10 protein-coding genes are annotated in these 13,669 nt (G+C 41.4%); 8 read left to right on the top strand and 2 right to left on the bottom strand.

Translation table 11 applies throughout. The annotated features are described in order from the left end of the window. Positions 1-65: 65 nt before the first annotated feature. The 8 genes from ACWJAF_RS03185 (at position 66) to ACWJAF_RS03150 (ending at position 11,379) form a co-directional block, all read left to right on the top strand. Positions 66-2,477 (top strand): hypothetical protein, encoded by a 2,412-nt coding sequence (locus ACWJAF_RS03185; RefSeq protein ID WP_448862163.1) that lies wholly within the window; start codon positions 66-68, stop codon positions 2,475-2,477. Positions 2,478-2,491: 14 nt separating this feature from the next. After that, positions 2,492-4,321, top strand: coding sequence for a DUF2194 domain-containing protein (locus tag ACWJAF_RS03180; RefSeq protein ID WP_448862161.1), 1,830 nt, complete (start codon positions 2,492-2,494; stop codon positions 4,319-4,321). Between the two features lie 16 nt (positions 4,322-4,337). Further along, a complete protein-coding gene (pelF, locus tag ACWJAF_RS03175; protein WP_448862159.1) occupies positions 4,338-5,801 on the top strand; it encodes a GT4 family glycosyltransferase PelF in 1,464 nt (487 codons plus the stop codon). 94 nt (positions 5,802-5,895) lie between these two features. Further along, entirely contained in the window at positions 5,896-7,365 is a 1,470-nt protein-coding gene (pelG, locus tag ACWJAF_RS03170; protein ID WP_448862157.1) for an exopolysaccharide Pel transporter PelG, read from the top strand. 30 nt (positions 7,366-7,395) lie between these two features. After that, positions 7,396-7,782 (top strand): hypothetical protein, encoded by a 387-nt coding sequence (locus tag ACWJAF_RS03165; RefSeq protein ID WP_448862154.1) that lies wholly within the window; start codon positions 7,396-7,398, stop codon positions 7,780-7,782. A gap of 92 nt (positions 7,783-7,874) precedes the next feature. Then, positions 7,875-9,077, top strand: a complete 1,203-nt coding sequence (locus tag ACWJAF_RS03160) for a glycosyltransferase (RefSeq protein ID WP_448862152.1) — start codon at positions 7,875-7,877, stop codon at positions 9,075-9,077. 18 nt (positions 9,078-9,095) lie between these two features. Beyond that, a complete protein-coding gene (locus ACWJAF_RS03155) occupies positions 9,096-9,911 on the top strand; it encodes a glycosyltransferase family 2 protein (protein ID WP_448862150.1) in 816 nt (271 codons plus the stop codon). Next, complete coding sequence (locus ACWJAF_RS03150) at positions 9,859-11,379, top strand: DUF4874 domain-containing protein (RefSeq protein WP_448862148.1); 1,521 nt, start codon at positions 9,859-9,861, stop codon at positions 11,377-11,379. The genes ACWJAF_RS03155 and ACWJAF_RS03150 overlap by 53 nt, the downstream gene beginning before the upstream one ends. On the opposite strand, the gene ACWJAF_RS03145 is transcribed toward ACWJAF_RS03150, so the two are convergent. After that, positions 11,359-12,927 (bottom strand): DUF4832 domain-containing protein, encoded by a 1,569-nt coding sequence (locus tag ACWJAF_RS03145; RefSeq protein ID WP_448862146.1) that lies wholly within the window; start codon positions 12,925-12,927, stop codon positions 11,359-11,361. The genes ACWJAF_RS03150 and ACWJAF_RS03145 overlap by 21 nt on opposite strands. Further along, positions 12,924-13,352 carry a S24/S26 family peptidase gene (locus ACWJAF_RS03140; RefSeq protein WP_448862144.1) on the bottom strand — a complete coding sequence of 143 codons (429 nt, stop codon included), beginning with the start codon at positions 13,350-13,352 and terminating at the stop codon, positions 12,924-12,926. Before ACWJAF_RS03140 ends, ACWJAF_RS03145 begins: the two co-directional genes overlap by 4 nt. Between the last annotated feature and the right edge of the window lie 317 nt (positions 13,353-13,669).

The raw sequence follows: 13,669 nt of genomic DNA, 5'->3' as shown, positions 1-13,669 counted from the left end.
GTCCAGAAGCTGACCGGTAATCAATATATGAAATCCGCAAGACAGATAAAAAGGAGGTGAAGGCAATGTCAATGAATACACTTACGATGATACAGATTGCAGAAGTATTTGCGTCATATACGCTCATAACATTGCTTTTGCCGTGGATCGCACTTCGGAAAGTCTTCCGGAAGTTTACAATTCCGGAGCAGATTATGGGCTATTTTCTTGCGGGGAATTTTTATGTAATCTATCTGGTGTTTCTGGTGCAGTTTTTGCATATTTCCGGAAGAATCAGCCTGATTATTGGAAGCATTGTTCCGTTTGCAGTTATCCTGTATAAAAAATGTAAAGGCCATATCCCGGAGCTGATCGAGGCCGCACTTGTGAAAATACAGTATATCTTACATGGTGAGATCGGACTTAAGACATTCTTTTTCGGACGAAAAGATAAAAAAAGAGAGAAATTTACAAAGAATGATATCAAGAGATGGCTCCGTTATGTACCAGATCTGGTATTGACGGCACTGATTGTAGCCGGTGTGTGTTATGTGTACGGAAAGAATGCGGTTACCGTATATGGATATAAGGCATCGGATATGCCGGTACATACATACTGGGTGAATCTGATGGATGAGAATCATATCTTCGGAGCCGGAGTATATCCGCATGGGTTTCACTGTATGATTTATTATCTGCACGCTGTGTTTGGATTTAAGACATATGTGGTGATGCGTGTGTTTGGATTTGTGCAGACGCTATTTGTTCATCTGGCGCTATTGGTGCCGCTTCGGGGGCTTTGTAAGAACCGGTATACACCTTATATGGGGACAGCAATTTATCTCTTTGGTAATTTCTTTTCCGCACAGACCTATTCCAGATATGCCAGTACATTGCCGCAGGAATATGGAATGCTTTTTATCTTTCCAACGGCGTATTTTGCAATTGCATTTTTCCAGAAATATGCTGCTGCGTTAAAAGCAGAAGAGGAAGAAGAGAAGAATGCAAAAACGAAAGAAAGCAAATGGGATCTGCTTGGGCTGATCATCAGTTTTTCACTTACGTTGACGGTACATTTTTATAATACAATGATCGCAGGCGTATTATGTGTCGGTATCGCAATCGGATATTTCTTCCGCTGCTTCCGCTGGAAGTATCTGAAACAGCTGATTGTGGCCGCACTTTTAAGTATTGTGCTGGCGGTTGCCCCGATGGCAATTGGAGTGGCGATGGGAAATCCCCTTCAGGGCTCTCTTTACTGGGGGATGAATGTGATTAAGGGGACTGCGAATGAGAATGGAAATTTAAGCACAAAAAAGAAGGTTGTAAAAGATAAAAATGGAAATGAAGTTACTGTTGTCGGTGACGTGGATGATGAGACAATAGAAAAAATCAAGAACAATACAGTTATGACGGAAAGTGACGGGAAGACACCGTTAAAACGTAAAGAAGAGAAAAAGACATTAAAAGATGTAGTAAAAATGAAGATCACAGTCATATTGGGACAGACAAAGAACTATGTCTTAAATAATAGTGAAGACATGACAAAGGGTCTGGTGTTATGTGTTACAGCAAGTGTATTGCTTGGTCTGATCAGTATCATATTCAGAAGAGCCGATTATGCAGGTATGATATGGTCGGTCAGTGCATATACCGGTCTGATGTTTCTGATGCAGTCTATGGGGGCACTTGGACTTCCGGCACTTATGGATCCCGCCAGAAACAGTATCTTCTTTGCGTATTCTATAGGAGCTTTACTGGCGGTTGCAGCAGATGCAGCATTATATCTGGCGGTTGGAGCACCGAAGTATCTTAAGGCAGCGGGTGATGTCTGGAAGCATAAGTACCCAATACGGCTGTGGATCATGAATCTGGCAGCATTTGCATTATTGGTGGTAACGGGAAAATATGTATGGGAAAATAAATTATACAAAGAGCCGATCAAAACGAATGCATTTGAGATGAATGAAGCAATTACGTGTCTGACAAATATAATAAGAAGCAATGAAAAAAACACCTGGACAATTTGTTCTGCCAATGATGAGACACAGATGGTTTACGAAAGTGGATATCATTATGAGACGATCACATTTCTTAAAGACATGCGAAAAATCAGTAAAAATCCAGTCGTAAAGATTCCGACGAATACGGTATATTTCTTTATTGAAAAAGAGCCTTTGAATTATGCTCAGACAATGAATCCGGCTGAATGGAAGGATGTAAAAGTATCTGAAAAATATGCAAAACAACCATTGTGTCTTTCATCGGGACTTGCTCCGTATCTGAGAGAAGACCGTGCGGTAACGATGTCGCATATGTATTACTGGGCACAGGAGTTTATGAAATTATATCCAAATGCAATGGATGTATACTATGAAACGGATCAGTTTGTATGTTACAGAGTGAGTCAGAATGGCTATAACCTTTATAACTTTGCCATTGATTATGGCTATAATGATCCAGTGCAGAAAGCAGACACAAAATCGGAACAAAAGTAAAAGGAGTGTAAAGTATGGTATCACGTAGAAATTTTTTCGCAATTACGATTGTGATGGGGATTATCTTTTTCTTATTTCAATTTTCAAACATTGCGAAAGAAAGATGGAACCATTATGAGGAAAACTCTTATGTGACAAAAAAAGAAGACCTTCAGACCAGCAGGACAGCATATCAGGCAAGACAGAATACCGAAGCATCGGAGACGATTGTGTATGTAGGAAGAAATTCCTGCAATGCCTGCGCAGAAGTAGCTGCTAACTGGGCTGATTATATGAAAAAAGGGATTACCACTTACACGTCCTTTACAAGATATGATCAGGCAATTGCGGCAAAAAAGATTAAGCAGCCAAAGCTTATGCTGATTGAATCATCTGATATCAATTGGAAAGATAAAAATGAATTACAGAAGATGCAGAAGTATGTAAATGCAGGAATTAATCTTGTATTTAGTCAGATGCCGGATTTGAAACTGATAAAAGAAAATGAAGCAATCCGCAGTCTTCTTGGAATTTATTCGGTAGAAAAAGATCGGACAAAGGTAAAAGGAATCCAGCTGTACGAGGGGCTTTTACTTGGAGGCAATACATTCTACGAAGCTACAACAAAAGAAGAAAAGAAGAACCAGGACTTTGATCTGGAATTTCCATGGTATAAGCTTGAGACAGGGACGAAATCTTATATGCGTGGTATTCCTAAGAATCCAAAAGTAAAAAGTGAGAATTATCCTCCGGTAATCTGGAGCAAAAGCTATGCAAAGGCCAATGTATTTGTGATCAATGGAGACTTTCTGGAGGATTCCACTGGTCTTGGAATCTTAACAGGTATTCTGTGTGAGACGAATGAATATACGATTTATCCGGTGGTGAATGCACAGAATATGGTACTTGCCAATTATCCGGGTATGGCAGAAGAGAATAATAAAAAGATGCAGGAAGTTTACAGCCAGTCCATGAGAGGCGTCTTCAGAGATATTGTATGGCCGTCTGTAGTATCGGTATATGAGAAGAATCATCTGGGACTGACCTGTATGCTGGCACCGCAGTTTGATTATGAGGATAAAAACGAACCAAACAAAAAAGATCTGGAATATTATCTCAGACTTATCAATGAGGAAAAAGGAGAAGCTGGTTTGTCCGGATATCAGGTGTCAGATACGTCTGTTAAAGAAAAGCTTAAAGCAGATAACCAGTACATTCAGACACAGGTTCCGGGATATCAGTTTGCATCGTTCTATCAGGGAAATCTGAGCGAGAAAGAGCTTGCAGAAGCACTGGATGAATCAATGCTTAGCAGTGTAAGAACGGTAGTAGAAGACAGTGAAAAAGACAGTGATGTAATTGGATATCAGAGCAGATACGTGACAAAACAGAAGTCTGTTATCAGCGGATTCAAACATACTTACCGTGATGATTTCCGTATGAAGAGTGTAGAATCAGCACTTGGTTATACGAATGTACTTGCGGATATGTCAAGAGTGGCCTATCCAGAGAGCAAAAATGACGGGTGGGAAAAATTAGGTGAAAAATTTGCTTCTTATACATCTTCTTACTGGAAAGCATTTGATGATTTTGATAAGACAACGACAGCGGAAAGTGATCTTAGAATCCGTAAATTCCTTGCATTGGATTATACACATGAGAAGAAGGATGATACGATTACACTGGAGGTAAGCAATGTAGGGGATACGACTTCCTGGTTCATATTAAGAACCCACGACAGAAAGATTGAGAAGGTAACCGGTGGAAGTTATAAGAAGATAGAAGATGATGCATGGCTGATACAGGCCGATAAAAGTCATGTAACGATTAAGTTAAAAGCGGAAGAAAATCTGTATTATCATTAAACAGAAGGAGAATAAGATGCGTGTATGTATTGTAGCAGAAGGATGCTATCCTTATGTGGTAGGTGGTGTGTCAAGCTGGATACACAGCCTGATCAAATTATTTCCGAAAACTGAATTTGTGATTCTTGCTATAGTAGCCAACCGTTCTCTAAGAGGTAAATTTGTATATGAAATGCCAGAGAATGTATCCGAAGTACATGAGCTATACTTAGATGATGTAGACTGGAATACGAAGCACGGGCGCAGAAAAAAGATGACAAAAGAGCAGTATACAGCACTTAGAAGTCTTGTGTTGAACCAGAATGTAGAATGGAATGTTTTATTTGATATGTTTCAGAATGAACATGTATCTGTTAATGATATTCTGATGGGAGAAGATTTCTTAAATGCAGTAAAAGAATGCTACCGGTTAAAATACAGCCAGATTGTCTTTTCGGATTTTTTATGGACGATGCGTTCCATTTATCTTCCGTTGTTCTTCACGCTTCAGATGGAGCTTCCGAAGGCGGATCTGTATCATTGTGTAGCGACCGGTTATGCCGGTGTGCTTGGTGCTATGGCGAAACATGTATATGGAAGCCGGCTTCTGATCTCCGAACACGGAATCTACACCAGAGAGCGTGAAGAAGAACTGATCAAGGCAAAATGGGTACAGGGTGTCTATAAGAATATCTGGATTGAACAGTTCCGTAAGATGTCTAAGCTTGCTTACCAGGAGGGAGAACTGATCACCAGTCTGTTCGAACATGCGAGAAAGTTACAGATTGAGTTAGATTGCCCGGAAGAAAAGACAATGGTAACTCCAAATGGCATCCGGGTTGAAAATTTTCAGGACATTCAGGGAAAGGCAGAAGAAGATACGGGATTTATTAATATCGGGGCGGTGCTTCGTGTAACACCGATCAAGGATGTTAAGACAATGATACAGGCATTTGGATTTGCCAAAAAAAGAGAGCCAAGTCTTAAGTTATGGATCATGGGACCGTGTGAGGAAGATCCGGAATATGCACAGGAGTGCTTTGATCTGGTAGAAAATATGGGAGTCGGAGATGTTGTATTTACCGGAAGGATCAATGTAAGAGAGTATCTGGGACGTATGGATATGACGATTCTTACAAGTATCAGCGAAGGACAGCCACTTACGATATTGGAAGGATTTGCAGCCAAAAAACCGGCAATTGCAACCGATGTAGGTAACTGTAGCGGGCTGATTTATGGAGAGAGCGATGACTATGGCGATGCGGGAATTGTAACGCATATTATGAACGTAGAAGAGATTACGGAGGCTATGGTTCTTCTGGCGCGAAAGAAGGAATTGCGGGAGCAGATGGGAGAGAACGGTTATAAGCGCGTGATGGCAAAATATAGAATAGAATACATGCAGGATACATACTGGAATATTTATAAAGATTTTGCGGACAGCCTGGAGCTTCCATGGGAAGAAGAGCCGGTTAAGATAGAAGAGAATCCGGGAAAATAGATATAGAATTTGAACGAATAGATAGAAATACCGTATAGAAGCCGATGGAATCATAGACAGAACGATAAGGTAAATCAAGAAAGGATCATCATATATGGCAGGAATAGGTGTAAAGCTTAACAGAATATTTGAAAAAAATACGTTAACGACGAATATGGTCGGCTTTGTATACAGTGCAGTTGCAACGATCGCACCGATGATGGTAATCATTCTGAATCTGATGCTGATGGAACATGTGCTGGGATTTTCAAAGGTGGGATATGCGCAGAGGGAGTTATTCTCGTGCACGATTCTGTATACGTTTATATTCTCACTTTTGACAGCAGCGCCGTTCAATGGTGTGTTATCAAGGTATATGTCAGATATTATCTATGAAGAACGTTATCAGGATATTCTGCCGTGTTACTACCTTGGAATGGTATTGAACATTGGACTTAGCTGTCTGGTGGGGATTCCGTTCTGTATCTGGGAGCATTTTGTTGGAGGAGTCTCTGTGGCTTATGTGTTTGTAGGTTTTTGTGGATATATCAGTCTGGTGCTGGTATTTTACTCAATGATCTATCTGTCTATCTGTAAGGACTATCAGAGAATATCTGCTTACTTTTTTGCGGGAATGGTGCTGGCATTTATTGTAGCTGTAATTCTGAAATATATCTTTCACTGGGGTGTATGCCAAAGCATGCTGCTTGCACTGACAATGGGATTTTTCCTGACGGCGGTTCTGGAAAATGCATTGATCAAGCGTTATTTTCAGGAGAACAGCAACCGGTATAAACCGGTGATCCAGTATTTTAAAATCTACTGGCAGCTGGTTGTGACGAATTTTCTGTATATATTAGGACTTTACATTCACAACTTTGTATTCTGGACTACAGATGCGAGAATGATAGTTGCCAAAAGTTTTGTATGCAATCAGCCATATGATATGGCAAGCTGTCTTGCGATGTTTACCAATATCTCAGCAACTGTAATATTTATATCCCGTGTGGAAATGCATTTTCATGAAAAGTATAAATTCTATTCAGAAGCAGTTATCGGTGGAAGAGGATCTGATATTAAGACAACAAAACAGCGGATGTTCAGACAGCTGGCAAGTGAGCTTATGACACTTGTGAGAATCCAGTTTATCATCTCGGTGGTAATCTATCTGCTTTGTATTATCTTCCTTCCGCAGATTGGATTTGGCGGGATGACGATGAAGATCTATCCGATGCTGGCAGCGGGATATTTTGTATTGTTTATTATGTATTCGGCAATCATTTTCTTATATTATTTTAATGATCTGATGGGATCGGTGTATACGGCGGTTGGTTTTTGCCTGGTGACCTGGATCGGAAGCATCATCGCTTCGCATCAGTCCATAATCTGGTACGGTGCCGGATTATTTGCCGGGGCACTTACCGGATGGACAATTGCATATGCAAGAATCCGGTGGGTAGAGAAGAATATGGATGCACATATCTTCTGCAGAGGAACATTGATCCCGAATGGAAGAGGACCGAAGCCATCGGGACTTGTGTATAAGAAAAAAGTGGCGGATGTAGAATCGGGAAAAGCAGAATAAGCTATGGAATGAACGAAAGGAGGAATCAAGATGTTAAGTACAGCAGTTATAATGAAAACCGGACTGATCATTGTCGGAGTTATGATCATGATCATGTCGTTTGTATTCCATGCGAAGAGGAAACTTACAGTGAATCTGGCAGTCGTGTGGGAGTTCCTGGGATTTGCACTGATTCTGATCGGGGCGGTTCCGGTATTCTCAAGCTGGTGTCATCTGCTGGCAAGAGGAACTGTAATTGCAATGTTTGTCGTCGGTGCACTTGCGCTGTGGGGCAGTTATATATTATGTATCCTGATCTCAAATCTGAGCATGAAGAATCAGGAGCTTGCAATGCAGGTATCACTTCTTAATCAGGAAAATGAGCTGATGCTGAAAGAAATTGAGAAGCTGAAAGAGGATAGAGAGAACGATAGATAATTTATAGTACTTATGAGTTGTCATGAAAAGAAATATCAGACTATGATAACAGAAGAAAGCAATATAGAGATATATGGGTGGGAGATGATAGTATGAAAAAGGTACTGTTCGTAATCAATACACTGGGATGTGCCGGAGCGGAGACTGCTTTGATCGAACTGCTTCGGACGATGGATAAGGATGCATATGAGATATCCTTATACGTCCTGATGGGACAGGGAGAGATGATCGATAAGATTCCGGAAAATGTAAAGGTATTAAATGATCATTACTGCAGAGATTCCGTCTTATCAAAACAGGGCAAACAGGCAATGATAAAGACCGTGTGGAAATCCTTCTGGAAAAATGGAAAAGAACTTTCTAAATTTGCATACATGGTAAGAACGTATTCTGCTATGCAGAAGAAAGGAAAGATCCAGCCGGATAAGATTCTGTGGAGAGTGGTATCAGATGGAAGTCCGAGACTTCAGGAAACTTATGATCTTGCGGTAGCTTATCTGGAAGGTGGATCGACTTACTATGTAGCTGAACATGTAAAAGCAAAAAAGAAAGCGGCATTTGTACACATTGATTATGAAAGTTCAGGATATACGAAGGCAATGGACCGTAATTGTTACGATAAGATTGACCGGATTTTTACCGTATCAGATGAGGTGAAAAAGCATTTTCTTAACTTTTATCCAAAGTATCAGGATAAGGTTATGGTATTCCATAATATCATCAACCAGGAAGCGATTATAGAAAAGGCAGAAGAGGGACCGGGATTTACAGACACATTTGACGGAATCCGTCTTCTGACGGTCGGAAGATTGAATTATCAGAAGGCATATGATATTGCTATCGATGCCATGAAGAGGATCAAGGATGCCGGATATAAAGCAAGATGGTATATCTTAGGTGAAGGCAGTGAGAGAAATATGCTTGAAAAGAAAGTAAAAGAGCTTGGACTGGAAAAGGAGTTCCTGATGCCTGGTGCGGTATCCAATCCATTTCCATATTATAAGCAGGCAGATATCTATGTGCATGCGACCAGATTCGAAGGAAAGAGTATCGCCATTCAGGAGGCGCAGACGCTTGGATGTGCAATCGTGGCATCGGATTGCAATGGCAATAGAGAACAGATCATACACGGTGAAGATGGACTCTTGTGTAAGCTTGATCCAAAGAGTATTGCAGACAGTATCATAAGTCTGATCGACGATAAAGAAAAACGAAGAAAAATTTCCGAAGCAGCGAGAAAGAAAGATATCGTACATAAAGGAGAGATAAAGCTTTTGCTTGAACTTATGCAGTAGACGAGGTGAGTGGGACAAATGAAGAAAAAAGAAGTGCTGGTGATCATTCCAGCGTACAACGAACAAGATACGATCATGAAGGTTCTGGATCAGTTAGAGAAGCCGGAGATCGCAGAGATTGCAGATGTACTGGTTATGAATGATGCATCTTCTGATGCGACGAACTGGATTGTAAAAGCAAGAGGGCATGCACTGGTTTCGCATGTGTTCAATCTTGGTTATGGAAGCGGATTACAGTTGGGATATAAGTATGCCATCCGTAAGGGCTATCAGTATGTGATCCAGATGGATGCGGACGGACAGCATGATGTATGCAATATTCCTGTGATTTATAAGAAGCTAAAAGAAAGAGATACCGATGGAAGATATCCGGATATTGTCCTGGGCTCCAGATTCTTAGATGGCAGCAGCCCGTTTCATGTGTCATGGGCGAAAAAAGTCGCATTCCATCTGTTCCGGTTCATGATGAAGGCTTCTACCGGAAGAGTGCTTGCAGATCCGACGACGGGACTTCAGGGATTAAGCCGGAAGGCGGTACTTTATTATTCAAAGTATAATCATTTTGATGATAAATATCCGGATGCGAATATGATCATCCAGATGTTACTTTTAAAATTTAAAGTAGTGGAGATCCCGGCTGTAATGCATACAAGAGAAACTGGTGAGAGCATGCATTCCGGATTGAAACCGGTATGGTATATGTTCCGGATGTTCTTCAGCGTCCTGGCAGTGATCTTCCGGTGCAAGGTGCTGAAAATTGATGAAGGAGCGGGGCTTAAGGGTGATATTAAGGAAGAACAGGAAAAGAAAATTTCAAAAAAACAGGCTTCATGAGAGTCTGGAACAGATCAAGAATCCGGGAAGAGGATGGTACCGGATCTATACTTATGATCTGGCACAGGAACTGCCGGAACTATATATTGCCTGTGAGGAAGAGACGCTTGCCTTATTATTGATTGATATCGGGGCATTCAAAAATGAGCGCATACCGGAAAGTGCACTTGTGTATCTTGAAAAAATTCTGGGATTTTTTGAGAAGAATGAGAAAAAAGTCATTCTACGTCCGGTCTATGATACGACCGGTCATGGAATGGAAAGAGAGCCCGGGACACTGCATCTTGTGAAAGAACATATGCAGCAACTGGGAAAAGTAATAGAACAGTATGCAGAAAATATCCTGGTAGTACAGGGAATCCTGGTCGGAGACTGGGGAGAGATGCACGGATCAAAATTTCTGTCGGACAAGCATATGAAAGAACTTACAAAAGAGTATATAACAGCAATGAATCAAAGCTGTTACCTTGCCGTAAGGACACCAAGACAGTGGAGAACAGCTGCAGAATCAATGGATACACATATGCGGAATTGTCTGGTGCTTTTTAACGATGGTATCTTTGGATCGGAGACAGATCTTGGGACCTATGAAAGCAGGGATAAGAGGAAACTGGATCTAAAATGGCAATACGATTCACTTGGCTATGGGCCGGTTGGCGGTGAAGCAGTTGCGGATGTAAGAATCTCAGGAATATCTCCGGGGCAGAATACTGCCTTAGATACGATGACGAATACTGGAAATATATCTTTTACAGAGTCCGCAGAACCAGTGAAGCAGTCGGTTAGGAATTCAGTTATGGATGATCTCCGCAAGATGCATGTGACATATTTGAACAGTATGCATGACCAGAAACTTTTAGACCAGTGGAAGGCGCAGACCATGAAGTGGAATGGTAGTATGATCAGTGTCTATGATTATATCGGACTTCATCTGGGATACCGTTTTATAGTACGGGACGCATCATGGACAGCTGCGGAAAAAACTGTTCCCGGTGGTAGATTACGTAAACATTTTATGGGGAAAAAAGAAAAATTTCTGGAAGTGACTGTGGAAAACTCTGGATTTGCAAACCTGTATGAAGAAGCGGAATGTGTTATTCTGATAGAGAAAAAAGTATTGGAAAAGCCCGTGAAAGAAAAATCAGAAGATTTTGCAGATGAGTCAGAAAAAGCAACGGGAAAATATGTGAAAACATCAGACAGACTTTCAAAAATATGTTCCAAAACAGAGGACGGAAGTATGATACAAATTATATGTCCGGAATGTGATGCGAGAACCTGGAAAAGCGGCACGGCAAGTAAGATAAAGATTCCGGCAGATATATTGGAACCATATACAGAACCGGAGCAAGATATACAGAATGGCATAAAAATATATCTGCAGCTGCGTCGCAAACGGGATGGAATGAATATCCGGTTTGCCAACGCAGATGCAGATAATGGTGTATTACTTGGAATTTTTCGGTAAGTTCGATACGGAAATATGTCCCATAAGATAACCATATTGTGTATAGGAAGTATCGTTTGCGAGATAGATATTCCGATTTAATGATGGATCGGAAATGTTTATATACAGCTGATAGCTTCCAGGCTGGTAATTACGAACCGGTAATGAGACCGTTTCGTTAGTTGCTTCTCCGGCATTCCAGAATCTGGTATCTGTAGGGACCGGGATGCTATCGATCAGTTCGCCTTCTGGATTTACGACGGATAAGGTTACATTGAATGCCTGGTAAGCATTGGAAAATCCTGTATTCTTAACGGTGAAAGTCAGTTCGGCATTCTCATCGAGTGGTGATATCTGTGTACAATGAGCGGACTCTAATATATAGCGGTAGCCCAGATGGGATGCAATGTAATCATAGCCGGAGATATCTTTCCAATTTGTGTATTCAGAAGAAGTGTCTTTTGCAGAGGTTGTATTTTTAGAAGGTCCGCTATTGAAAACTTCTTTTGTTGTAATAGTATCTGCATTATTGGAAGAGCTGATAGCGGTATAAAGTGTCTGTTTCCACTTATTAAGGACGGCAGGATCATAATCTTTATTCAGATAAGATACATGCATGGCCTTAAGATCAGAGATTGCCTTTTCAAGATCGTTAAATGGATTATCTGTAATGACTTCTCCGCCATTCGGAACATATCTGCAGAGCTTGTTCTGATAATCCAGTTCATCGCTTCTGGACCATGCGGCAAGGATTTCTGAGGTACTGTGAGAACCATCCCCGTAGGTTCCTGTATCGTTTGCAGAACCAAGCATACCATCATTAAAAAGCCCAAGTCTGGATGACAGGGAGCCGTCGAAAGCGTCCTCTTTTCCTGGTGTCTGTGCGGAATTCAGGATCATGCGGCGCTGAAGTGGTGTGCGGACGGACAGGAAGATTGAAGACGAGATATTGCTATCCAGCGTATTCATAAGTGCCGTCATACTTTCGGTATCCAGATAATGGCTTTGGTTCATCTCACCGCAGTTTCCGACAAAGATGCCCTGCATCAGATAGATGATGTCATCGTATTTGTTGACGTAAGGTGCTACCTGCTTCATGTGTGTGATGACCTGGTCGATGGTATCTGGTTCGCTGTTCAGGTTATTACCGTCCCAGTCATATAGGAATCGTACGATCAACTGATGCCCTGTTTCCTTCCAGGATGAAAAATAAGTATCCAGGTGCGAAAGGGCGGCATCACTGATATCACGATTACGGTACTGCAAAAGATTAATCTCCAGCATAACAAGTTCCGTGGAAAAATCGGTGGAACTTAGAGCAGCTGGGATAGAAGGAGTATCCGTGTCGGAAAGAGTGATTCCGGTCATCGTGTAAAATCCGGCATATGGATTGGAAAGTGTCTTCGTTGATTCGCTGCTGTTATTCGGTGTATAATCTAAAAACCGGATCTTTTTCATGCAAAGTACGATAAGGATGATACACAGAATCAGCAATATCAGACTGAGGATACGGATCAGGCGTTTGTGATGTCTGGATGGTTTTGAGTTGGTGGAATTGGTTTTCATCATCTTTTCCTCCTGAATCTGCGTAGAAGATCCGCAATCTTGTGTGCAAGTGGACGAAGCGGTCGGCAGAATAACCAGATGCCGGACAGCAGTCTGTACAGCATATTGCTAGTACTGAATTCCAGACCATTGCGGTTGCATGCAATCAGTTTACCGTGGATCTGATCGGGACGAAGCGGACCTTCAATCTCTGTCTGGTTGTCACCGACCATATAGAAGCCGTCATCCCGGACTTTCCAGATACGATGAAGAACCAGGATGCTGTTGTCTCTTCGATATAATGCGACATCACCACGGTGTAAGGAAGCTGGATCACAAGGTGCAATCACAGCTTCATCCCGCCCGGAGATGAAGAGCGGATACATACTGAATCCCTGAGGCTTCAGGCGGACCGGATGACCGTCGCGTAAGAGCTTTTCGATGTCCATGGGATAAGGAGTCCCGGAAGTTGTGTGTGAAAGTTGTGAATTTGAATGTTTCATATTTGTAATATCCAATCTATAATTTATAAATCAATTATAACATGATACAAGAGTCAAAAGGTCATGCGTTTCATGTTTGTATGAAAAAGCATAACTTATTGACCCGAAAAACACCGAAAAGTAGCCATTTTTTCGTAGAAAAATGAACGGATTTGAGGTGTTTTAGGATTGCGTGAGCATGAAATGCGAAGCAATCCGTGTATCATAGGGGTCAAAATGCCTTTTGCCCCCAACATCATAACATTGAAAATATAGAAATACGA

This window comes from Dorea sp. (assembly GCF_977044405.1).
Note: the sequence above shows the minus strand (reverse complement) of the source record. Positions and strands in the feature narration are given on the sequence as shown.